Origin of the sequence: Lactobacillus juensis (assembly GCF_036246285.1) — a bacterium.
Lineage (GTDB): Bacteria > Bacillota > Bacilli > Lactobacillales > Lactobacillaceae > Lactobacillus > Lactobacillus juensis.
Map to the genome: position 1 here is coordinate 75,934 of NZ_BTTS01000002.1, position 22,678 is coordinate 98,611.

21 protein-coding genes and 1 tRNA gene are annotated in these 22,678 nt (G+C 36.8%); 3 read left to right on the plus strand and 19 right to left on the minus strand.

Going from position 1 to position 22,678, the window contains the following annotated elements; all coding sequences use genetic code 11:
- Nucleotides 1-17 precede the first annotated feature (17 nt).
- The 5 genes from AAA926_RS04680 to AAA926_RS04700 form a co-directional block, all read right to left on the minus strand.
- Nucleotides 18-620 (minus strand): hypothetical protein, encoded by a 603-nt coding sequence (locus tag AAA926_RS04680; protein WP_338211987.1) that lies wholly within the window; start codon nucleotides 618-620, stop codon nucleotides 18-20.
- Nucleotides 613-1,698: an AAA family ATPase gene (locus AAA926_RS04685; protein WP_338211988.1), complete on the minus strand. Its 1,086-nt coding sequence runs from the start codon at nucleotides 1,696-1,698 to the stop codon at nucleotides 613-615. Before AAA926_RS04685 ends, AAA926_RS04680 begins: the two co-directional genes overlap by 8 nt.
- Nucleotides 1,698-2,012, minus strand: a complete 315-nt coding sequence (locus AAA926_RS04690; RefSeq protein ID WP_338211989.1) for a hypothetical protein — start codon at nucleotides 2,010-2,012, stop codon at nucleotides 1,698-1,700. The genes AAA926_RS04685 and AAA926_RS04690 overlap by 1 nt, the downstream gene beginning before the upstream one ends.
- A gap of 212 nt (nucleotides 2,013-2,224) precedes the next feature.
- A complete protein-coding gene (locus AAA926_RS04695; protein ID WP_338211990.1) occupies nucleotides 2,225-4,219 on the minus strand; it encodes a hypothetical protein in 1,995 nt (664 codons plus the stop codon).
- A 462-nt stretch (nucleotides 4,220-4,681) separates the two neighbouring features.
- Nucleotides 4,682-4,921, minus strand: a complete 240-nt coding sequence (locus AAA926_RS04700) for a hypothetical protein (protein ID WP_338211991.1) — start codon at nucleotides 4,919-4,921, stop codon at nucleotides 4,682-4,684.
- Between the two features lie 328 nt (nucleotides 4,922-5,249).
- Between AAA926_RS04700 and AAA926_RS04705 the strand changes: the two genes are divergently transcribed.
- A complete protein-coding gene (locus AAA926_RS04705) occupies nucleotides 5,250-6,041 on the plus strand; it encodes a hypothetical protein (RefSeq protein ID WP_338211992.1) in 792 nt (263 codons plus the stop codon).
- Nucleotides 6,042-6,410: 369 nt separating this feature from the next.
- Here the strand turns inward: AAA926_RS04705 and AAA926_RS04710 are convergent, their stop codons facing one another.
- Complete coding sequence (locus AAA926_RS04710; RefSeq protein WP_338211993.1) at nucleotides 6,411-6,890, minus strand: hypothetical protein; 480 nt, start codon at nucleotides 6,888-6,890, stop codon at nucleotides 6,411-6,413.
- 353 nt (nucleotides 6,891-7,243) lie between these two features.
- Nucleotides 7,244-7,316, minus strand: a tRNA-Thr gene (locus AAA926_RS04715).
- A 154-nt stretch (nucleotides 7,317-7,470) separates the two neighbouring features.
- Between AAA926_RS04715 and AAA926_RS04720 the strand changes: the two genes are divergently transcribed.
- Nucleotides 7,471-8,172, plus strand: coding sequence for an MgtC/SapB family protein (locus AAA926_RS04720; protein ID WP_034978650.1), 702 nt, complete (start codon nucleotides 7,471-7,473; stop codon nucleotides 8,170-8,172).
- A gap of 117 nt (nucleotides 8,173-8,289) precedes the next feature.
- Nucleotides 8,290-9,489 (plus strand): DUF2974 domain-containing protein, encoded by a 1,200-nt coding sequence (locus AAA926_RS04725; protein WP_198180721.1) that lies wholly within the window; start codon nucleotides 8,290-8,292, stop codon nucleotides 9,487-9,489.
- Between the two features lie 76 nt (nucleotides 9,490-9,565).
- Here AAA926_RS04725 and AAA926_RS04730 read toward each other — a convergent pair whose 3' ends face one another.
- From AAA926_RS04730 to dnaN, 12 genes are all read right to left on the minus strand, one after another.
- On the minus strand, nucleotides 9,566-9,724 hold the full coding sequence (locus AAA926_RS04730; protein WP_122051705.1) for a CsbD family protein: 159 nt from the start codon (nucleotides 9,722-9,724) through the stop codon (nucleotides 9,566-9,568).
- Between the two features lie 168 nt (nucleotides 9,725-9,892).
- The gene (dnaB, locus tag AAA926_RS04735) at nucleotides 9,893-11,272 is read right to left on the minus strand and encodes a replicative DNA helicase (RefSeq protein WP_198180720.1); all 1,380 of its coding nucleotides are present in this window, start codon (nucleotides 11,270-11,272) and stop codon (nucleotides 9,893-9,895) included.
- Between the two features lie 36 nt (nucleotides 11,273-11,308).
- Nucleotides 11,309-11,764 (minus strand): 50S ribosomal protein L9, encoded by a 456-nt coding sequence (rplI, locus tag AAA926_RS04740; RefSeq protein WP_034978644.1) that lies wholly within the window; start codon nucleotides 11,762-11,764, stop codon nucleotides 11,309-11,311.
- A 12-nt stretch (nucleotides 11,765-11,776) separates the two neighbouring features.
- Entirely contained in the window at nucleotides 11,777-13,798 is a 2,022-nt protein-coding gene (locus AAA926_RS04745) for a DHH family phosphoesterase (protein ID WP_338211994.1), read from the minus strand.
- Nucleotides 13,799-14,032: 234 nt separating this feature from the next.
- A complete protein-coding gene (gene rpsR / locus AAA926_RS04750) occupies nucleotides 14,033-14,275 on the minus strand; it encodes a 30S ribosomal protein S18 (protein ID WP_046331327.1) in 243 nt (80 codons plus the stop codon).
- A 22-nt stretch (nucleotides 14,276-14,297) separates the two neighbouring features.
- The gene (gene ssb, locus AAA926_RS04755; protein ID WP_198180712.1) at nucleotides 14,298-14,819 is read right to left on the minus strand and encodes a single-stranded DNA-binding protein; all 522 of its coding nucleotides are present in this window, start codon (nucleotides 14,817-14,819) and stop codon (nucleotides 14,298-14,300) included.
- Nucleotides 14,820-14,873: 54 nt separating this feature from the next.
- Nucleotides 14,874-15,167, minus strand: a complete 294-nt coding sequence (rpsF, locus tag AAA926_RS04760) for a 30S ribosomal protein S6 (protein WP_034978626.1) — start codon at nucleotides 15,165-15,167, stop codon at nucleotides 14,874-14,876.
- 202 nt (nucleotides 15,168-15,369) lie between these two features.
- The gene (gene gyrA, locus AAA926_RS04765; RefSeq protein ID WP_198180711.1) at nucleotides 15,370-17,856 is read right to left on the minus strand and encodes a DNA gyrase subunit A; all 2,487 of its coding nucleotides are present in this window, start codon (nucleotides 17,854-17,856) and stop codon (nucleotides 15,370-15,372) included.
- A 9-nt stretch (nucleotides 17,857-17,865) separates the two neighbouring features.
- The gene (gene gyrB / locus AAA926_RS04770) at nucleotides 17,866-19,830 is read right to left on the minus strand and encodes a DNA topoisomerase (ATP-hydrolyzing) subunit B (protein ID WP_198180710.1); all 1,965 of its coding nucleotides are present in this window, start codon (nucleotides 19,828-19,830) and stop codon (nucleotides 17,866-17,868) included.
- Nucleotides 19,820-20,959: a DNA replication/repair protein RecF gene (gene recF / locus AAA926_RS04775; protein ID WP_338211995.1), complete on the minus strand. Its 1,140-nt coding sequence runs from the start codon at nucleotides 20,957-20,959 to the stop codon at nucleotides 19,820-19,822. Before recF ends, gyrB begins: the two co-directional genes overlap by 11 nt.
- A gap of 3 nt (nucleotides 20,960-20,962) precedes the next feature.
- Entirely contained in the window at nucleotides 20,963-21,172 is a 210-nt protein-coding gene (gene yaaA, locus AAA926_RS04780) for a S4 domain-containing protein YaaA (protein ID WP_198180708.1), read from the minus strand.
- 226 nt (nucleotides 21,173-21,398) lie between these two features.
- Nucleotides 21,399-22,529 carry a DNA polymerase III subunit beta gene (dnaN, locus tag AAA926_RS04785; protein ID WP_338211996.1) on the minus strand — a complete coding sequence of 377 codons (1,131 nt, stop codon included), beginning with the start codon at nucleotides 22,527-22,529 and terminating at the stop codon, nucleotides 21,399-21,401.
- Between the last annotated feature and the right edge of the window lie 149 nt (nucleotides 22,530-22,678).

Here is a 22,678-nt window from a genome sequence, read left to right on the forward strand (position 1 = left end):
AAGCGGCAGAGCTGCCATTAAGCAGTTAGTTTAGAGGCTTGTAAGCAATAGTAATATCCCATTATTTGAACTTCTGAAAATGCATAGTCAGGATTGGCTTGCTTAACCCACTCAACAATATCGTTCATTTCATTATTTAGAATTTGCTTTGATTCTTGCCTATCTGGTATCAAGAACCATACAGTCAAGCCGTTTTTTCTAACATCAACAAACAGTTCTTTAAGACTTTCGTTAAAAGTCCCTATTACGGAATTTTTTTGTTTTGCTTGCTTTTCATCATTTAATATGGTCGCTGGTTCTCTTTTGCAAAATTGTCTTAGTTCATATGTTAATTCAATTGATTTGCAATAATTTCTAAAACTATTATCTTTTTGATAGTTCCAAATACTAATTAGAACTGAAACTAAGAAAAGTGTTGCTAACTCTCCAATAGGACACATCTTAGGCTGCAAATTATTAAAAAAAGGATATAGCAAATTTAAAAATAATGTGTTTTTAATGAGTCTAAGTAATGAAGAAAATTTAAGCACAATTGCCATAATTACTACATATCCCAGAATTAATACTGGTAGATAATACCCGATTTTTAAGCTTAAGCTTGGCTTATTTTTATTACGCATAATTTTTCTCTTCTTTCTTCGGGTAATACGTAGGTGCTAGGAATGGCAGCACATTGTAGGGGTGCTCATCGTCTATGACCTGGATTATACCCGAGCCCTTCTCTACCGGAATCACAATTCCCGTTGGATCGAGATCTGGGAATAGGAACTGGGTAGTTTTCGAGTTAATGTTACCCAGTTGCACAAGAACGTTGAATTGCTCTCTGACCGATGTTGGAATTGCCGTGTGGTCTAGCCGCTGACCACAAATGATCAGATGTACATTAGCTGCCCGACCGAGCAAGGCAATTTGCGATAATAGGGCGAAAAATGAATCCTTGATTTGCCGGTTAACGCCTTCTGTTAGCGCTAGAACCTCATCTATCACGATTGTGACAGGGCGAAAGTGCTTGCTAGCATCTGCGTATAATTCTGCCTGCCTGCGATAGATAGTGTTGAGAGCGCCTTCTAGTCGTTCATTGACACTGGATACATAGTCAGACTTGGACGCATTAGAATTAGGGAAAACAGCGCGAATTGAGTGATCCCTAGCCCAGCGGCTAGGCTGGTCACGCTTAGGATCGATTATGATTAGATCAGAAATCCACAACAAAGCAGATAATAGATAGGAAAGAAAATAGCTTTTGCCAGCTCCTGAATTGCCTGCAATTGCGACACTGGTAACATTCTGGTAGTTCAACGAGAAATCTTTCATTAATGGTATGACGTTTCCTTGTTTTCTCTCATCGCGACTAGCGAAATAATCGTCGAGACCCGCAATTAATAATCGGTTGGCAGTGCCCTTAATCCACGGGAAAAACAGACCTCGTTTTATTTCTAACGGCTGTCCGTACATAGGTACAAAGTAGATACCATTCTGCTTCAACAAGGTGTAATTAGGATAAAGCGCTGCGTTAGCTATCTGATATATCCTTTGGTATAGACTATCATCGAGCACGAAGCCCGCAGGCATTCGCGGGACGAAAATGAAACCATTTTCTTCGATTAATATGTCAAAGCTGTTGGTATACGTGGTTTCCCCTTCTACGCCTAATGCCATGTTGAGGCACCGCGTTAGATATTGTTTTAGTTGAGCCATTATTTTTGCACCTCCTTAATATCGCTGGCACGAAAGTAGACATTATTGCGAACTTCGCAAGCCTCGAGGTCTTGGAACTCAATTTTTTTCAAGTATTCTGGTAATTTTATTTGTTGCGAAAATTTTACTTGAAAAGGTGGTAGTCCTTTCTGAGTGAACCAAGCTCTATATCCCACGATCTCATCAGTCGGTTGATTATTTCGCCATTTTCTCTGCTGTTCGAGTTCTGTGCTCAAACTGTATACAGGCTGGCTACTAGTAATATAAAGATGAGCTATTTCAGATGAATAGCCACTGGTTTTTCTTGCTCTCATTTTAAAAGCTCCTTTTAAGAAATTAATTTTGGAGTCATTTGACCCGTAAGCCTAACTTAAGCTTACGTTTTTAGTTTAGATTTTCTGTGAAAAATTAGTGTGGACACTTTTGGTTCCGGCCATTTTCGTTGTTATATCAGCATTTCTTAGTCCATGTTTTTACACAAAAAAAAGCGCCAGCATGAATTTGCTGACGCTTACATTTTTTATTTTTATCTATAAGACAAATTTGTTTTTACGTTCTGTAATATTTTACTAGTTGTTTGTCTTGCTTGCGGTCGGTTTTTTACTGATATTTGGTCATAATCAAAGTATTGCAATTCCTCTTGCAAATCTTCCCATACTAGTATGATACTTTCGACCTCATTCGTTAATTGATCAAGAATATCTTTAATTGTTTTTATCTTAAGTCTTATAACTTCAATTATATTATCTACTTTTTCTTTAAGATAGTCATCAATAGCTCGAATAGCCATCACAGGGATGTTCACTCCCGCTTGATAATCGAGTTTCCTATCCTCAGTTTTAATTTCTTGAACATAGAAAGAATTAATTTCATTTATTTTTTTCAGGGCAATTGACCTAAGATTAATTTGATCAAGCTCAGAATTAAAAGATTCAATTTCACTGAGGTTGTCATCAACTAATGAAATTAGTTCTAAAAGGTTTCTTGCATCTGTTTCTGTAGTCTCTAACTCGAATCCTGGCAAATAAGTACTTTGAGGTTGTAATTCAAAAATAAACTTATTTCTCCTTGAAGCTTTTTTAATCCAAGACGAAAAAACATCTTCGGAAATACCTTTAAGTTGTATTATTTCTCGCCAAAGTGAATAATTTGGGCTTGTATTTTGCCAGCCAGCCTTTATTTTACTTTTAAGTTTAATATCTGCTGTTACTTTAGCCTTGACTCCAGCATTTTTATTCTCTAACCAAGATATTTCAGCTTTAACATAATCATTAATTTTACTTTTAAAACGATTAAACTTCTTGTTAGCTGCATTAATATCATTAATGGTTATATTAACTTCATTTTTATCCTGAGGGTTACTTTTAACCATCAAAAAATCACTTAACAATGGGATGCTATATTCCAGCTCTGGCTCAGATTTAGGATAATTTGAAGTCTTTCTAGAGTAATAATGATCTTGAAGTTCGCTTACGATAGCATAATTGACATAGGTTTCCTTATGACCTCCCTTATTGGAGAGATCTAATAGTCGTCGACTACTCTTAGCGATATCGTCGTCAGCAATTAATTTCTTCTGGTAAAGGTCTGGATTAATCTTAATTAGTTTATTGACTTGTTTTTCAACTGCTTTTTTTGTGATATCAATATGCTCTTTAGAATTATTTCCTTGAATCTGTTCGAGTGTCTCTTGTATACTATACCACTCTTTCTTAAAATCAGCCCACTCGTCAGACTGATCTTTTTTGTAGATAATACCAGGTTTTGACTGTTGATAATGACAGGATTCATTATTTGATGGTCTTTTAAGATTCTTCATAACCTGAAAAAGCCGCAACAATCCTTCGCCATCAATGACTTTTTTACTTGAGCTTTTTGCATCATTAATACTGAAGGGCTGATATTTAGAATCATCATGTTGTCTTTGAAAAACACCAACGCATGATTTTGGAATTTGCGCAAATTCAATTTTTGCTGTTTCAAGTTGATAAATAGGGATATTGTTTTCTTTAGCAAATTGCTCAAATTCATGGTAAGTAGCTCCCACATTAAATTTCCCATCATAATAAAGTTGATTAAGAATATTTTTAACTACATTTTCACACTTTGAGTAAAACATGCCAGTTTTTAAATCCAAATAAAAGCCTGAAGACAACAGTTCTTTATACTTTTTGCCTTTTGCAAGTGATAAAGGATTCTCTTGCTGGATTAATTTAACTAGCTTTAAAATAGACTTTGAATCAAGAAAAGATAATTTTTTTGCTTTATCAGCTGATTCATCAACTATTTCGCCTCTTCTGTTGCAATAAAGTGAACAATCTTTCCGGTCAATTTCAATGACAGAAATATTGTTTTCATTTAAAAATTTGGTAAATTGAGCAGTATCCCAGTCTTTGGTTGTATCAGTAACAGAAATACTTCGTTTAACAATACTTTTAAGTACATCCTCTAGACGTACCAAAATATCGCCATTATCTAAACGAAGATACATTTCTGACGCGAATTCCTTATAATTTAACATTTTAATTACCCTCTTTATCATATGATAAATAAAACTTTATGGTAAAAATAATAACTAAAAAAGGTGGCACTAAAATACCACCTTTTTATCATTTTACATCGAATTGTGTTTAGTATAGCTTATCGCTAATATCGAAAGTGTAAAAGAGGCTAGATAATAACACAGTAGCCCTAACCTACCGAAATTGAAATTGATCTTCCAACTTAAGTCATACTCTAACCACATTAATTATATCATATTAATGGCCATAAATTAATAATTTTTTTAATTTTAAGTCTTGCCATTCCCGTTTTTTAAATTTAAAATGAATGTAGTAAAAGATAATGTGTAAACGGGGGAAATCAAATTTACATAGAAAACTGAGAGAAGATTTCAAACGTTTGTAATATTTAGTTTCAAATGTTTGTAGTATTTAGATAGAGAACTGAAAGAAAATTTCAAGAAAATGATTAGATTAAATGCCTAATAAAGCAAGACTTTTTTAACTTTTTCATTAAAATCACGAATAAAACCTAAACCACTAGTTTTATCCTTCATGGAGACTTTAGGCTTTGCGGCTTTAGTTTTAGCCTTTTTGGCTGTTTTAGCTTGCGCTATTTGCAGACCAACAACTTCGCTTGGTGCGGCAACTGTGCCAAACATGAGCAGCAGTGCCATCGCGGAGATGTAAAGCTTATGCGCTTTTTTCGTATGTACGTACATAATTACTACGCCATCCTTTCCTTGAATATACTAGTAATTATATTATTATGATACCACTTTTAACGCGCAAGTCGTGCTATAATTAAGAAAAAGTGAAATTTGCGTATGCACTGTATTTGCAAAATTTATCTCACCATTAATTTTTAAAAGCAGTCATTTTTAAAATACTACCAACAAACTACCAACATTTAAAATCTTTCTTTTGTAAATAATATCAATAAATCCCCTTAAAACATTAATATGTTTTTTACTGTGCTGACAACCACAGTTGTCAGCACAGCTTAGACCACATTATAGATATTTACATAAGAAAGAAGATTTCAAGAAAATGATTACTAAAAAATTAATAGCAAAACTCGCAATTGCGGGCGCATTACTAGGTGGAACTACCACTACCTTAGTAAATGCAAGTGAAACTGTATATGCAGCACCAATGGCAAAAACAAAAGATTACAATAAGTTGCAAAAACTTTCTAAAAAGCCCGGTGCACATTATGTCAAAACAAAAATTTATGCTAGTTGGGTTCCTGGAAATAACGTTGCTGCCTTTTATTCTTTTACCACACAAAAAAACTTAAAAGGATTAGCTGATCCGGGTCGTCAATTTGCTGATATAGTCGGTGCAGGTACTTTTAAGGATCGAGCCTATGTTATTACATCCGATTATAATAATAAAAAAATATTATCACCAGCAGAATATTTCAAATTACCTTATGGTATGAAATTTAAAAAGAATCATAAAACTGTTTACTGCTACGTTGGTTCCCTTGCTAACGCCTATAACGGTTACGATGAATACTTAGATGACTTTGGTTACAATTATACTAAGGTTAATACGATTTATAAAAATCACGGTAGCAAACGTGCTTTATCAATGAAAGTCGATGGTCAACATAATGGAAAATACCAAGGCTTCTTCATTGGTCACTCTCCTATTTTAATGAATGACAATGAAAACTATTTGCCAGTATACTCATACAACACAAATGGTGATTTAACTGTTGTCTACATTAAACAGAGTGATCTAAGTCAATTTAAGAAAGCTAAAGTATATTACAAACAAATTGGTACCCTTAACTACCATAGTTTTAAACCATACAAAAAGAACTTTAGTTTTTAGTTTCTGATTTTATTTAATTTTCTTAAAACATTGTGTTTAGTATAGACATAAAAGTCCATACATATTTAGTTTTATTGGAAAGCGTCAATTAAAATGAATAATTTAATCAATTTTCATAAAACCTATTATAGTTATTAACTCAAAGAATAAATTCAAGTTTATTTTTTGAGTTTCTTTTTGGGGTTTTCTCTTGTATTTTAAACTATCTTTTTTTAGGGCTTTTTCTCTGTCTTAAAACAAGTAAATTTTTGCAGGGATAATTAAGGATTTTATAAAAAAAAACGGTTAGATAAATCTAATCGCTTTTTATTTTATGTTTTAATATAACAGCTTAATCAGGAATAATCTTAATGAGCTTTCTTGCTACAACTATTTGTTTAACCATCCTTCATAGCAATCAACATACCATTCATTATAACCACGGTTTTCTGATACGTAAAAGTATTTATTCTTTTTCATTATATAACCTATCAATGCATTCGTGTCTTTTATTGGCATTGGGTGCCGTACAGTTTTATTTCCAACTATACTTACTTTTGACGGGTAGCTTAGCCCATAGTCAGGAATTTTAGCGTATTTAGGACCTTTTAAATACCTATTTACACGTGCATTAAATTTAATTAAATCATCTATTTCTAATTCCCCTAGTTCAAGAAACCCTTTAGTGTAATTTAGCCAAAGATGATCAGCCACTATCGTATTATTACCATTATTATCCATCAAAGTAATTTCTTTTAAGAGAATTGTGGGCTTATAACCTTTATAACCACTTTTAAAACCTGTTCTACCAAACTTTCCAACAAATTCATGACGAGACTTACTGGTTAAATCCTTCAATTCTTCACGCATTGATTACATTCCTTTCTTTAAAATTTAATTACCAAATCTTCCCAATACTAAAATAGATTTTAAAAGATAAACTTAAATATTTTATTTTATCTCTATGTACATATATAAAATAAAACATAAATGCTTTAGTGTAAACCAAAAGGCAAAAAGTTTTGTCATTGCACACAAAAAAGTGGTTATAAATCCCGTTATATCAACCTAAAAGCCTACCTAAAAGTTTTTGCGCGGAACACAACTAAAAATGTGTTCCGTATTGTGTGCATAATTATCTTTAATAAACAAAAAATAACCTTAACTTACCAACAGAAAACATTGATATATCAAGGTTATTTTACTAATTTTACTCTTCTGAATGCTGACTAGAGGATTCGAACCTCCGACCTCATCATTACTAATGACGTGCTCTGCCAACTGAGCTAAGTCAGCATTGTCATATCTCGACAACGATATTAATTAAAACATATTCTAAAAGTTTACGCAAGCATTTTTTGACTTTTTCCCAGTTTTTGTCATAACTGTCATTTGGCGCGCTTTTTTAAGAGTATAATATAAGAATAGATTTAGAAATGGAGTGGATGTAATGGCAAATTTAGCATCGATCAACGCAGAACTCCCATGGCTATTAAGAATTGTAGTAGCTTCTTTGTGCGGAGCGTTGATCGGTTATGAACGTGCGATTCAAAGAAAAAGTGCCGGAGTGCGGACACATATTGTAGTTGCCTTTTCTTCCGCGCTATTTATGATAGTTTCAAAGTATGGTTTTGGCGATTTATTAAAAATGTCAGACGTTGCTTTGGACCCTTCCAGAATTGCTGCGCAAATAGTTTCAGGTATTTCATTTATTGGTGCCGGTACAATTTTAATTAAAAAGCAACAGATTTCCGGTTTGACAACTGCTGCTGGTATCTGGGCAACAGCTGCTATCGGGATGGCAATTGGTTCTGGTTTATACTTTATTGGTATTTTAGCAACTGCCTTGCTCTTTGTCATCCAGATGATGTTTCACGATGATGCCATAATTGATAAAATCATCATGCATATCAGGTTCAACATTCAGATAGAAGCCGTTAATAAGCCTGACATCCTGCACATAATTGAGCAGGAACTGGAAACAAATCATGTTGAAAATGTTTCCGTTAAGATACTTTTTGTCAGCGATGAAAGAATTATCTTTTTCGTAGACGGCATTATTAACAATAATATTGATGAAAATGATATTATTATGGCCTTACGCAAGTATCCTGACATCAAGCGCATCAGTTATGCCAGTATAGATAAATAAAGCAAGTTACTTTTTAAACAATAGTTAATTCTATTGTTTTTTTTGCATAATTTTTATCTTAACTGAGCAAACTCACTACAATATTGATATAAACTTTTTTGTGAAAGGAGAATTTATATGGCTGGACCACTTGATTATTTACGTTGGCGCGGTGACTTAAGCTTTTCAGAAAAAGCATTTAACAGTGTTGATGCTTCGCTATTGTCATCCATTGCCTATTTGCCAGCTGATAGTTCTGCCACTGGTCATACTTTAGGGGAAGTAGCAGAAAAACTGCATAAGTTGCCTTCTTTTCAACATCAAATGTATGCCGAAACAGCAACTGAAGTCATGTTATTACCAGAAAGTCCTAGAATCGGTAATATTAAAATTTTGGATTGGACTGACAGGCTGGAAAAAGAACCGCATCCCTTGCAATTTACTGCTGTCACCTTTTTTATTGATTCAAACACCATAGCCATTGCCTTTCGGGGAACCGACGGCACTATGATCGGTTTAAATGAAGATATGGGTATGAATTATTTGCCGGAAATTTATGGTCAAGAAGTGGCTGCTAAATATCTTACCGAAATTGCACACAAGTTTAATGACCAACAGATTTACCTCTTAGGTCATTCAAAAGGAGGCAACTTTGCTCAATTTGCTTTAAGTGCAGTTAGTCCTGAAATTCAAAAGCGGGTAATCAAAGCTATTAGTTTTGATGGGCCGGGCTTTTTCCATAAAGTGTATACGAGCCGTGGCTTCACTGCTTCTATGCCTAAAATGAAAACCTACATCCCTCAAGGCTCAATCTTTGGTGCAATGCTGGATCATCCTGAACAAGTACTGGTTGTTAAAAGTACGGTGCCTATGCGCAACCAACATGATCCGCGCCGCTGGTCAGTAGGGCGCGACAGTTTTACCCTGGCTGACGGGTTATCGTCAGGCAGTCGTGTTATCAGACACGCTCTTATTAATTTTAATAATTCAATCCCTGATCAAGAAAGAAGCGATGCTTTTTCTGATCTTTTCGAGGCATTTGAAAATTACGATATTGATGAATTACACCAGCTAACCAGTAATAAAATAGTAGGAACTTATCGCTTTGGCCGCGCCTTTTTATCCCTGGAATCCGAAGAAAGAAAATTGCTGACACAGGTACTAAGCAACATCTGGAATTCATATAAAAAGAATATGACTCTGCCTTTGATGAACAGCAACTATGAACTTTATCCTAAAAGTAATGATTCTAATAAGGCTCCAGTCTTTTATGAATTTTACGATCCGGAACGTCCCAATATTAAGTTACCAAAGAGCATCCAGCGTAAATTACGGTAAATTGTTTCATGTGTAACCCAAAAAAGAGGCTGAGAAAACATTTAGTTTTCCAGCCTCTTTTTAACTAATTAAATAATTATTTGTTCATTTTATCCTTAACGTCATCAACTTTGTCTTTGACGTTTTCAGTAGCTTCTTGAGCTTTGTCTTTGACATCACCGGCAGCTTGTTGCACTTTACCTTTGACTTCTTTAGCTTTACCAGCTACCTTGTCTTTAAAACCTTTATCAGCCATTTTAATCGGTCCTTTCCCAAAAAATTAGCGAAATTTTTCTATTCACACCTTAATAGTACAATTTAGTAGAAATATTGTCATTAAAAACGCCTTATTTTTCGTTAAAATATAGTATAAATCAAAAAGCCATAGCGTTTTTCTTTAAAACACTGTGGCTTTTATTAATTTCTATTCGTTAGGCTGATCATGACTATAATCGAGGTTCGAAAAGCGGTTATAGGGTTTAGAAAACATTAATTTCACTGTTCCCCTACTACCAGAACGGTTCTTTTCAATGATAACTTCCACTTCACCGTTATCATCTTCAGCTGATACCTCTTTATTTTCTTCGCCCTCTTCTTCATCACGGTAATAATCATCACGATAAAGAAAGGAGACAATATCGGCATCTTGCTCAATTGAACCTGACTCACGAATATCGGACAAAACTGGTCTTTTATCCTGTCTCTGTTCAACTGAACGTGATAATTGCGATAAGGCAATAACCGGCACATGAAGTTCTTTAGCCAGTTTCTTCAATTGCCGTGAAATAGCAGAAACTTCCTGTTGCCGTGATTCACTGTGCGGACCTTCAATCAACTGCAAGTAGTCAATGACAATTAAGCCTAAATTGCCTTTTTCTTTGGCTAAGCGGCGAGATTGTGCCCTGATTTCACTCATCTTAATACCCGGAGTGTCATCAATATAAATATTAGCTGTTGCTAAAGAACCCGATGCCGCAACCAGCTTAGGCCACTCATCTTCGTCCAGTTGGCCAGTCCGCAAGTGCTGCGAATTAATTAAACCTTCTGAAGCCAGCATTCTTTGCACTAACTGTTCTCCACTCATTTCCAAGGAAAACATTGCCACAGTTTTATCAGTATGCAAACCAACATACTGGGCAACATTAAGCGCAAAGGAAGTCTTTCCCACTCCAGGACGAGCAGCCACAATTACCAGTTCATCATCATGAAAACCCGTCGTCATTTTATCCAGTTCGACAAAGCCAGTAGGCAAACCGGTAACCATATTGCCATCTTCAGGAATATTGTTAATTTCATCAATCGTGGAATTAACAATATCCTTGATGTTACGAAAGCCATTGGCGTTATTTTCCGATGAGACATTCATAATCTCGCTTTCGGCGTTATCTAAAATGTCAGTGACATCATCGGAATCCTGCATTGCAGTCGTAATAATTTTTTGACTGGCAGAAATAAGTCGCCGCAATAATGCTTTGCGGTGTACAATTTTAGCATAATAAGTGACATGAGCAGCTGTCGGAGTCGCCAGGGCCAGCTCAGAAACATAAGCTATGCCGCCAATATCATCAAGCTGGTTTTTTTTGGTTAATTCATCCTGCAGAGTTAACGGATCAATTGCATCCTCACGGTCAGATAAATCAAGCATAGCCTGGAAAACCAACTGATTTGCTCTCTTATAAAAATCATCCGGCTGAACTTCGGCACTGGCATCAGCTATTGCTGCAGGATCTATAAAAATTGCGCCCAGAACCGCTTTTTCAGCTTCATCGTCATGCGGTATCTGCTGTGAGACAATATTATCCATTAATCACGCCCACTTTTTTCAGAATTCAACTAAAGGCTAATCCTGTTCAGTAACATGGACGCGGATCTTACCTTCTACGCCCTTAAATAACTTAACTGGTACATTGGTGTAGCCCAACGATTTAATTGGTTCAGGCAGGTTTAATTTGCGTTTGTCAATCTTAATACCAAATTGCTTTTCTAAGCCCTCGACAATTTTTTTACCAGAAATCGAGCCAAACAATCTAGAATCTGAACCGGCTTTAGACTTAAAGTTAACTACTGTTTCATCCTTATCTAGTTCGGTCTTAATTTTTTCAGCTTCAGCTTTTTCAGCTTCATAAGTTGCCTTTTCGTTAGCAGCAACTCTTTCCAAAGTATGCATATTTGCTTTAGTAGCAGCTTTGGCTAAGCCCCTCTTAAATAAAAAGTTTTGGGCATAACCATCAGGAACATTTTTAACTTCACCGCGTTTGCCCCGGCCTTTAACATCTTTAGTAAAAATAACTTTCATTGTGCTCTCCTTTTATTCATTTTCTTGTTCATAAGTATCTACCGCATCCATCAATTTGGCAAGTGCCTCCTGAACAGATATTCCTTTAATTTGGGTAGCTGCATTAGACAAATGGCCACCGCCGCCAAGTTTCTCCATAATTACCTGGACATTAATATCACCCATTGAACGAGCAGATATACCAATTGTATCCTTATTCCGCCTGGTGATTGCAAAACTGGCTTCAACATTTTCTAAATCAAGAGCCGTATCTGCAGCTTGAGCCGTGATAATAGGATCAATTTCCTTATCATCTGGACCGCATAAAACAGCCATTTTGGGCTTGATCATTTTTAAGCTGCTGACCAAACGGGTACGCTGCAAAAAACTGTCTATATCTTCTTTCAGCAGTTCACTAACACCCATCGTGCTTGCACCGATCGACCGCAAGTAACTGGCAGCATCAAACGTCCGAGTACCAGTACGCAAAGAAAATTCTTTCGAATCAACTGTAATTCCTGCCAGCATTGCCGTAGCGTCAAGATCTGTTAAAACGCGCTTACCAGAACTAGGCTGCTGGTATTCCACCATTTCAGTCACCAGTTCACAGGCTGATGAGGCATAAGGTTCAACATATGTCAGCATTGGATTTTCAGGAAATTCTTCACCGCGACGGTGATGATCAATGACAATAATTCTATCTCTTAACCGATCATATAATTCTTTTGCATAAGTAATAGAGTATTTCGAGTGATCAACCATAACCAACATGGACTTGTCAGTCACTGCTTCCAAGGCATCCCCAGGAGCAATAAAAATATCATTATCTCCCTTTACCTTTTCCATTTTAGCAACTAAACGGCTGACATCATAATTGGTTTTATTAACATCTAAGACAAAATTTGCCTTCACATGATGCAGACGTGCGATTTTAACAACGCCAATGCCACTGCCGATTGAGTCCATGTCAGGGCTGGCATGACCAACTACAAAAACTCGGTCTGCCTCTTTGAACAGCTCACTAATCGCCTGCGAAACCATTCTGGCTCTAACTCTGGTTCTTTTCTCCATCGGATTCGATTTACCACCAAAGAAACGAGCAGCCTTGCCTGGTTGACTGAGAACAACTTGATCGCCGCCCCTGCCTAACGCGAGGTCAAGGTTTGACTGCGCTTGATCAGCTAACTCGGTAATTAAGCTGCTGCCAAAAGCAATACCAATTGACAAAGTTAGAGGCGTATTATTACGGCTGGTTTCCAAACGCATTTTATCCAAAACAGAAAACTTGTCTTTTTCCATTTTAACCAAATCTTGCATGTGCAGTAACAACAAAAAGTGATCTTCATCAATACGCTTAAGGTAGGCATTAAAATTTTTAGCATAATCACTCAAAGTATTCTGAACATATGCACTGGTAGTCGTTAGCTCCTGGTCATGCATTGTTTCGCTTAATTCATCGTAATTATCAATAAAAATCTGACCAATAGCCAATAATTCGTTATTGTATTTTTCTTCGATTTTGGCATAACGCGTAATATCAAGTAAATAAACAACACCGAGATTGTCCTGAATAACCATCTCAAATTGATGACCATCCCAATTTACTACATGATTTTCAGCTGTTTTGGCCTTCAATGATTCATCAATCAATTTATCTAGTTCAGGATCAACAGAGGCAATTGTATGGCCAATCAAATCTTCATTTTTTAAATAAAGTTGCAGGTAAGGATTAGCCCACTGAATTTGCCGGTCCTTATCGTAAAGCAGAATGCCGAGTGGCATTTTGATCATTGCCTCTTGCTCGCTGCGCTTAATCCGATAAGACAAACTAACAGCAAAATTATTCGCATTGCCAGCTAAGATGTATGCTCCGTAAACGACGCATGCTACAGTCAAAATAAAGATCAAAACCATGGCCAAGCCAAATAATGGGTTCATGATCATTGCCACGATACTACCCAAAAGCGATAACGCTAAAATAATAATGACTGAGGCCGTGAGCCTGGAATCTTTAATAAAAGCAGGAAATTCAAGCTTACGTAAAAAATCTTTCATGTAAGGTCCTTCCTAAAATAATGTACAATACATCATTATTATTATACATTGTATTCTCTGGATAAGAAACTCTACAATATTCAGGTTTTAACCATCATTACTTTTTTGTTATTTTTACTCTCTTTAACTGTCAAAATTTAACTAGTTACTTTTATTCTTGCTTAGATAATTTAAGCATAATAAAACCCTTCAGATAGGAAATAGTCCAATCTAAAGGGTACTTTAAATTTTATCTTAGTCTTCAGTAACAAATGGCAACAAGCCCATAATGCGAGCTCTTTCAATTGCCTTAGCTACCTTACGTTGATTCTTAGCGCTAGTGCCAGTGACACGACGTGGTAAGATTTTACCTCTTTCAGAGATAAAACGTTTCAACAAATCAACGTCCTTGTAGTCAACGTAATCAATATGGTTGGCAGCAATGTAGTCAACCTTACGACGACGATGAGCGCCGCCGCCTCTTCTTTGTTGAGCCATATCCTAGGTCCTTTCTGTTAATTTAGAATGGTAAATCATCATCAGAAATATCAATGGTATCACCTGAACCTGCAAATGGATCCTGAGTATTGTCCGGTCCATTATTAGCGGAATTATTCTGATTCGATGCTCCCATGTTAGGGGTATTATTAGTATTCTGATTGCCAAAATTGCCATTATTATTTGGTGTGTAACCACCATTTTGTCCACGGGCTTCACGATCTTTACGTGATTCAAGTAATGCAAAGTTGTCAACGACAACTTCAGTTACATATACTCTTTGCCCGTCTTTATTATCGTAACTTCTGGTTTGAATTCGGCCATCTATACCAACAAGTGAACCTTTAGACGTAAAATTACAGAAATTTTCTGCAGATTTGCGCCAAATGACACAACTGATAAAATCTGCACCTCTCTCACCTTGAGCGTTTGTATATTGACGATCTACAGCAAGAGTAAACGTAGCAACCGAGATTCCACTCCCAGTAGTACGCAATTCAGGATCACGTGTTAAACGGCCAACAAGTACAACTCGATTAATCATACTTTAGGTCCTTCCTTTCCTAAATCACGAAAACGATAAAATTTTTGTTATTAATTAGCCAACTTTAACGGTCATTGAACGTAAAACAGCAGTATCAATCTTGGACAAACGGTCAAATTCGTTAACTGCGTCAGCATTATCAGCAGTGAAAGTCATAACGTGATATAATCCCTCACGATATTTATTAATTTCATATGCGAAATGACGCTTTTCCCAGTCTTTTGACTCAACCATCGTACCACCGTTATCGGTAATAACCTTATCATAGTTTTCAACTAACGCCTTTTTTGATTCCTCATCAATGTCAGGCTTGATAATATAAGTTATTTCGTACTTAGTAGTTGTCATACTAGTGCACCTCCTTCTGGACTAAATGGTTCTTGCTAAAAATCAAGAACAAGGAGTAATTTTATTACTCGCAATCTCTAATTCTAGCACATAAACAAAAAATTACCAAACTATCTTCACGTGATCCAATAAGAAATTTTTATTTCTTACTAGTAAGTACGTAAAATAATCTGATAATTTTTTAAATATTTTTGTTTATTAATTAATCTTGCTCTTCATCAGTTTCTGCAGAAGCTGCTACTTCCTGATCTTCTTCAGCAGGAACAATTGCCAAACTGGCAACTTTATTATTGTCATTAACTTTAATCAGGCGCACACCGAGAGTGCTGCGACCTGTTTGAGAGACGTCATTTGTCTTGAAGCGAATCATGATGCCATCATCAGTGATAACCATAATATCCTGACTGCCATCAATTACTGTTACTCCTGACAACGGACCATTTTTCTCGGTAATATTTGCGGTTTTAATACCTTTGCCGCCACGACCCTTTGTCGGATATTCAGCAGCAGCTGTCCTCTTGCCGTAGCCTTTTTCAGAAATGACTAACACTTCATCGTTATTTTTAATGACACCGGAACCAACAACATAGTCATTTTCGCGTAAATTAATACCGCGAACACCGGCAGCAGTTCGACCCATTGATCTAACATTTTTTTCATTAAAACGTACTGCATAACCTAAGTGAGTACCGATTAAAATATCCTGCTTGCCATCTGTAGCCAAAACATTATTCAACTCGTCGCCATCGCGCAATGTCAATGCAATTAGGCCACTATTGCGGATGTTACCAAATTCACTGACATGTGTCCGTTTGACTGTTCCCATCTTAGTAATAAAGAACAGGTACTGGTCATCGGCATCTTCAGGAATATTAACAATTGTCTGGATCTTTTCGCCCTTTTCCAGTTGCAACAAGTTGACTATTGGCAATCCTTTAGCGGTACGGCCAAATTCTGGAATTTCATAGGCTTTCTTAGAATAAACCTTGCCTTTGTTGGTGAAAAACAGCAACATATCATGCGTGCTTGAGTAAATCAGGTTGGCAATAAAGTCACCATCTTTAACGCCCATGCCTTTAATGCCTTTGCCACCACGATTTTGGGTCTTAAATTCATTAATTGGCATCCGCTTAATGTAGCCACTATGGGTTAAGGTTAGTAAAACATCTTGTTTTTCAATTAAATCCTCATCTTCAATTGAGACAACTTCGCTAGCGCCAATTTTAGTCCGGCGAGCATCGCCAAAACGTTTTTGAATATCCAGTAATTCATTATAAATGATTTCATTAATGCGCTCTGGTTTTGCTAAAATATCTTTATAATCAGCGATCTTGGCTTGTAAATCTTTATATTCAGCCTCAACCTTGTCTCGTTCAAGACCGGTTAATCGTACCAGCCGCATATCTAAGATAGCTTGTGACTGCTTGTCATCAAGACCAAAGCGACTGATTAAAGCAGCTTTTGCAATATCGCTTGATTGACTTTGACGAATGATATGGACAATTTCGTCAATATGATCAAGAGCAATTTGCAGGCCTTCAAGAATATGAGCCCGGGCTTCAGCCTTTTCCAGTTCAAACTTAGTTCTGCGAGTAACAACATCTTCTTGGTGTTCCAAGTAGTATTGCAACATTTGCTTGAGGCTAAGAAAATGCGGTGCACCATCGACGATTGCTACCATATTCATGCCAAAATTAGCCTGCATTTGGGTCAGCTTAAACAAATTATTTAAAACTACACTAGCACTGGCATCACGGCGGATATCAATAGTGATTCTCATCCCCGTTTGATCTGATTCATCCCGCACACCAGTAATACCATCAATTGTTTTCGCCCGCGCTAAATCAGCAATTTTCTTAACCAATTCAGCCTTATTAACTAAGTAAGGTATTTCAGAAACAACTATTCTTTCGCGACCACTTTTTTCAGTTTCGATACTAGTGTTGGCACGAACAACAATATTGCCACGACCAGTTTCATAGGCGCGATAAATGCCACCGCGACCCATGATAGTACCACCTGTAGGAAAATCTGGACCCGGGATTGCCTTCATTAGTTCTTTAGTAGTGACATCAGGATTGTTCATTAGCATGTGCAGTCCCTTAATCACTTCTGATAAATTGTGCGGTGGAATGTTGGTAGTCATACCAACCGCAATACCACTAGTACCATTAACCAAAAGATTTGGTATTCTAGCCGGCAGAACTACTGGTTCGTTTTCAGAATCATCATAATTGCGTTGCCAATCAACAGTGTTTTTATTGATATCGCGCAGCATTTCAACCGCAATTTTGCTCATACGTGCCTCAGTATAACGCATTGCGGCTGGCTCATCACCATCAACAGAACCAAAGTTGCCGTGTCCGTCGACAAGCATATAGCGGTAGCTAAAATCTTGTGCCATATGGGCCATCGCTAAATAAATTGAAGAGTCACCATGGGGGTGAAACTTACCCATGACTTCCCCAACGATTCTGGCTGACTTTTTGTACGGTTTATCTGGTGTAACTCCTAGTTCACTCATACCATAAAGAATCCGGCGCTGAACCGGCTTCAAGCCATCACGTACATCGGGTAAAGCCCGTGCTACGATAACAGACATGGCATAATCCAAGAATGAACTATTCATTACGCTGGTCAAATCAACGTTTCTTATTCTGTGATCCTGACCTTGATTGTCGTTATCCATTTAAACCTCCTATGCATCCAAGTTTTCAACGTATTTAGCGTTAGTTTCAATAAAATTGCGCCGCGGTCCTACTTCATTGCCCATCAGCAATTCAAATACCTCATCGGCATTTTTAGCATATTCTGGGCTGACACGGTCAAGCCTTCTATTTTCAGGATTCATGGTTGTATCCCATAGCTGTTCCGGATCCATTTCACCTAGTCCCTTATAGCGCTGTACCAGTGGCTTAGGACTTGGTTGTAAACTACCTAAATAGTCATGCAATTCTTCGTCGGTATCTAAATATCTGACGACTTTGCCTTGGCGCACTTGATATAGAGGCGGACGTGCAATATAAACGTAGCCTTTTTCAATCATCGGACGCATGTAATTATAAAAGAGGGTTAAGAGCAAGGTCCGAATATGAGCCCCATCGACATCAGCATCTGTCATAATGATTAACTTATGATAACGAGCCTTAGAAACATCAAAGTCTGCACCAAAACCGGTACCTAAAGCTGTAAAAAGTGAACGAATTTCTTGGTTAGCCAAAATACGATCCATTGAAGCTTTTTCAACGTTCAGAATTTTACCACGGATCGGCAAAATTGCCTGAGTTAATCTTGAACGTCCTTGTTTAGCAGAACCGCCAGCCGAGTTACCCTCAACTATGAATAATTCAGAAATGCTAGGATCATTACTGGTGTTGTCAGCCAACTTACCAGGCAGATTGGCAATTTCTAGTCCTGATTTTTTACGTGTAACCTCACGAGCGCGTTTAGCAGCTGTCCGAGCACGTTCAGCTAACTGAGCCTTTTCAACAATTTTGCGGCCAACTTGCGGATTTTCCATTAAGAAACGGTTGAAGGTTTCAGAAAAAGCATGATCAACGGCTGTTCGAGCATCCGAATTTCCTAATTTAGTTTTAGTTTGACCTTCGAATTGCGGGTTAGGGTGCTTGACAGAAACTACAGCTGTCATTCCTTCCCGAATATCTTCTCCGGAAAGGTTGTCATCATTATCTTTTAACAGCTTAGTCTTATGAGCATAATCATTAACTACCCTAGTTAAAGCTGTCTTGAACCCTGCCTCATGCATTCCACCTTCATAAGTATGGATGTTGTTGGCAAAGGTCATTAACGTTGTTTTATAACCTTTTGTATATTGCAAAGATACCTCAACGTTAATATCGTTGTCGTTACCTTCGACATAGATTGGCTCATCAAATAGTACCTCTGTATCACGGTTTAAGAATGACACATATTCCTGAATGCCACCTTCATAGTGGTAAACATCGGTTTCTGCGCTATCTTTTCTCTTGTCGGTAAAGGTTAATTTCAAGCCTTTGTTTAAAAAGGCAAGTTCACGAATACGATTTTTGAGAATTTTATCATCAAAAGAAGTAGTTTCAGTAAAAATATCAGGATCTGGGAAAAAGTGTACTATTGTTCCATGTTCAGATAAGGGCACGCTTCCAATCATTTTCATTTCATCAACTACGCGACCACGACTAAAGTCAATAAAATACTTTTTACCATCACGCATTGTTGTAACGTCAAGTTTAGTTGACAAAGCGTTAACGACAGACGCACCAACGCCGTGCAAACCGCCAGATACTTTGTAGCCGCCACCACCAAATTTACCGCCTGCATGCAAGACAGTAAAAACCGTTTCAAGAGCTGGCCGCCCGGTTTTCTTTTCAATATCTACCGGAATACCACGCCCATCATCTTGAACAGTGACACTGCCATCTTCATTGATAGTGACTTCAATCTTACTGGCAAAACCGGCTAGACTTTCATCGATACCATTATCAATTATTTCCCATACTAAATGGTGCAAACCCTGAGAACTAGTTGAGCCAATATACATTCCTGGACGTTTACGAACTGCTTCAAGTCCGCCTAGGACCTGAATCTGACTGGCATTATATTTATCGGCTTCTTTTTCATATTGCTTAATTTGCTTAAGATTTTCTTTGTTGTTATCTGCCATGCAATTTCCCCTCTTCTAAATAAATTTGTCCAGATTTTATGCGGTATATTTTCGGCTTCTTAATTATTTCCCAGGAAATACCCTCAAGATCTGTTGTCGTAATAAATGTTTGCGTTTTGCCGTGAATGTAGTCAAGTAAGGCACTTTGACGGTTATGATCAAGCTCACTCATAACATCATCAAGTAGTAATAATGGATATTCATCGGTTAATTGGTGCACAAGCTGGATCTCAGCTAATTTAATACTAAGCGCGATAGTTCTTTGTTGGCCCTGAGAGCCATACAAATGTGCATTTTTACCGTCAAGTTCAAATTCAATGTCATCCCTGTGGGGGCCACTCAATGTCGTACCTTTGAGAATTTCAAGCTTCTGATTTTTTTGAAAATTATTTAATACTTTATGATAAACTTCTTCGACGCTGTCTTTTACCGAAATTTCTTTTACCGATGGCCGGTAGATAACTTCAAGTTTTTCAGCACTGGTACTAATGTGAGCATAGGCATCACGAGCGTATTGATCTAAGTAATTTAAGAATTGAAAGCGACGAACAATAACTTCTGCAGCCACACCTGCCAGCTGATCTGATAGGACTTCTAAAAACATAGTGTCATGGGCTTCGCCTTTAGCTAACTGCTTTAAATAATTGTTTTTCTGCTGCAAGACCTGCTTGTACTTGCCGGCAAAATAAAGGTATTCCGCACTAATTTGTCCAAATTCTTGATCCATAAAACGTCGTCTTAAATTAGGTGCACCTTTAATCAGGTCTAAATCTTCAGGAGAAAATAAAATAGCGTTTAATTGTCCGACATACTTGGATAATTTCGCTTGTTCAACTCGATTTACCCAAACTTTTTTACCCTTAGTGGTAATTAGAACCCGCAAGGATAAATCAACTTGACTTTTATAAATGTGCCCAGAAACATTGGCATAATCTTTACCAAAAGCAATTAGTTCTTTGTCATTACTGGTCCGGTGGGACCGTGTTAAGGCCAAAAAATAAATTGCTTCAAGCAGATTAGTTTTGCCTTGCGCATTTTGTCCTATAAAAATATTGACATTAGGATCAAAATCAACTTCGAATTGCTGCAGATTGCGGTAATTTTGAGCGATAAAATGCTTGAGATACATAACCTACCGCAATTCGTAAGATTCTTGGTTAACTTCAAGTTTATCGCCAGAGCGCAACTTCTTACCCCGCCGATTTTCCTTTATTCCGTTTAATAAAACTGGATTGTCCTGCAAATACCACTTAGCCTGACCACCAGAAGAAATGATACTTTCTTTTTTTAGAAATTGACCCAGAGTAATATAATCACTCGTTAACTTTATTTCTTTGATCATAACCACCTTCAACCTTTAAATACCTATAATAAGTATATTCGTTTCACAAGCAAAAAACAACTAAAAGCCCATATAAAGCCATATAAACGGATTTTTTTCAAATAAACAATTCATAGTGATTGACCTCAAAAATAAACCAGCAAGCTTTTGTGGTCGATTATAAAAATTCTGCCAGAAAAAAAGCCATCAATTGATGACTTTTTCTTTTTGTTAAGTTTGACAATGATTAAAATGTTCTAACAGGTGTAATTAATTGAACAAAATTAATATCAGTTTTATCTGGATTGACAGTAAATGGACGTAGCGGCTGCGTGAAATCCATGATGACGGAATCTGTTACTGAGGCTTTTAGTGCGTCTCGCAGATAATCCGGGTTGAAGGAAATCTTTAAATTGTTGCCCTCAAGTTTTTTAAAACTAACGTCTTCTTCCACATTACCAATTTCTGCTGACTCACCAGATAATTTAGCACTTTGTTTTTCTATATCTAATGTTAGGTCAACCACATTATTACGTCCCGCATGCGTCAATAGACTTGCTCGGTCTAATGCACTGGAAAGTTCCATTAAATCAAATTCTACAGTTGTTGTACTGTCAGTCGGAATTAAGCGCTCAGTATCGGGATAACTGCCCTCAAGTAAGCGTGAATAAAACAGAATATTGCCAATCTCAAAAAGTACTTGATTTTCACCAGGACAAACTTTAATTTCAGGATCGGTTTCACCAATAATTCGTGCTAATTCAAGTAAACTTTTTCCAGGAATAATCAGATCTGTTTTCGTTTGTGGCCCATTTTCTAAAGTCAAAGCGCGGCTAGACAACCTATGCGAGTCTGTGGCCACAGCATGGATTTTATCAGGACTAAAAGTAAAGTGCACTCCAGTCAAAACTAAGCGACTTTCCTGAGTTGCCACTGCAAATTGGGTTTCGTTGATAATTTCCCGAAAAGTTTTTCCCGAAATAACAAAAGAGGACTCGTCTGGAATTTCCGGTAATCTTGGATAGTTATTCGCATCTAAGCCATTAATAGTAAATTCACTGTTTTCAGAGATAATCTGGGTTTGAAAACTTTCTTTAACTTCTAATGAAAATTCTTTTCCGGGTAATTTTCTAATAATTTCACTAAAAAAACGAGCTGGTAAGACAATTGAACCTGTTGATTCAACAGTTAAGTCTTCACTTACCGGTATCTTTATCTCAATTGAAATATCAGTGTCACTACCAATTAAGAGTAATTCCGTTTCCGTTAAGTTAAGCTTAATGCCACTAAGAATGGGAATTGTTGCTCTTGAAGAAATTGCATGCATTACATTGTTTAAATTGTCTAAGAAAAGATTTCTGTTTACTGTAAATTTCATTTGGTGCCTCCTGTTATTTTGTCTGTTTCCTTTATATTAATTATATATTTAATTAGTAGTATTAGTAGGTCCTGTGATTTCTGTTGAAAAGTTATATGACTCTTAAAATAACGTAATTATTACGGTTAAGAAAATGTGTACAAGTTCGT

Excerpts from the sequence above, each read along its gene's own strand:
- AAA926_RS04720 (WP_034978650.1), top strand. The coding sequence starts at position 7,471 with ATGGCAAATTTAGCATCGATCAACGCAGAACTCCCATGGCTATTAAGA.
- AAA926_RS04745 (WP_338211994.1), bottom strand. The coding sequence starts at position 13,798 with ATGAAAGATTTTTTACGTAAGCTTGAATTTCCTGCTTTTATTAAAGAT.
- AAA926_RS04690 (WP_338211989.1), bottom strand. The coding sequence starts at position 2,012 with ATGAGAGCAAGAAAAACCAGTGGCTATTCATCTGAAATAGCTCATCTT.
- dnaN (WP_338211996.1), bottom strand. The coding sequence starts at position 22,529 with ATGAAATTTACAGTAAACAGAAATCTTTTCTTAGACAATTTAAACAAT.
- AAA926_RS04700 (WP_338211991.1), bottom strand. The coding sequence starts at position 4,921 with ATGTACGTACATACGAAAAAAGCGCATAAGCTTTACATCTCCGCGATG.
- AAA926_RS04695 (WP_338211990.1), bottom strand. The coding sequence starts at position 4,219 with ATGTTAAATTATAAGGAATTCGCGTCAGAAATGTATCTTCGTTTAGAT.
- AAA926_RS04705 (WP_338211992.1), top strand. The coding sequence starts at position 5,250 with ATGATTACTAAAAAATTAATAGCAAAACTCGCAATTGCGGGCGCATTA.
- gyrA (WP_198180711.1), bottom strand. The coding sequence starts at position 17,856 with ATGGATAACGACAATCAAGGTCAGGATCACAGAATAAGAAACGTTGAT.
- recF (WP_338211995.1), bottom strand. The coding sequence starts at position 20,959 with ATGTATCTCAAGCATTTTATCGCTCAAAATTACCGCAATCTGCAGCAA.
- AAA926_RS04680 (WP_338211987.1), bottom strand. The coding sequence starts at position 620 with ATGCGTAATAAAAATAAGCCAAGCTTAAGCTTAAAAATCGGGTATTAT.
- gyrB (WP_198180710.1), bottom strand. The coding sequence starts at position 19,830 with ATGGCAGATAACAACAAAGAAAATCTTAAGCAAATTAAGCAATATGAA.
- yaaA (WP_198180708.1), bottom strand. The coding sequence starts at position 21,172 with ATGATCAAAGAAATAAAGTTAACGAGTGATTATATTACTCTGGGTCAA.
- dnaB (WP_198180720.1), bottom strand. The coding sequence starts at position 11,272 with ATGGATAATATTGTCTCACAGCAGATACCGCATGACGATGAAGCTGAA.
- AAA926_RS04710 (WP_338211993.1), bottom strand. The coding sequence starts at position 6,890 with ATGCGTGAAGAATTGAAGGATTTAACCAGTAAGTCTCGTCATGAATTT.
- rpsR (WP_046331327.1), bottom strand. The coding sequence starts at position 14,275 with ATGGCTCAACAAAGAAGAGGCGGCGGCGCTCATCGTCGTCGTAAGGTT.
- rpsF (WP_034978626.1), bottom strand. The coding sequence starts at position 15,167 with ATGACAACTACTAAGTACGAAATAACTTATATTATCAAGCCTGACATT.
- AAA926_RS04725 (WP_198180721.1), top strand. The coding sequence starts at position 8,290 with ATGGCTGGACCACTTGATTATTTACGTTGGCGCGGTGACTTAAGCTTT.
- AAA926_RS04730 (WP_122051705.1), bottom strand. The coding sequence starts at position 9,724 with ATGGCTGATAAAGGTTTTAAAGACAAGGTAGCTGGTAAAGCTAAAGAA.
- AAA926_RS04685 (WP_338211988.1), bottom strand. The coding sequence starts at position 1,698 with ATGGCTCAACTAAAACAATATCTAACGCGGTGCCTCAACATGGCATTA.
- ssb (WP_198180712.1), bottom strand. The coding sequence starts at position 14,819 with ATGATTAATCGAGTTGTACTTGTTGGCCGTTTAACACGTGATCCTGAA.
- rplI (WP_034978644.1), bottom strand. The coding sequence starts at position 11,764 with ATGAAAGTTATTTTTACTAAAGATGTTAAAGGCCGGGGCAAACGCGGT.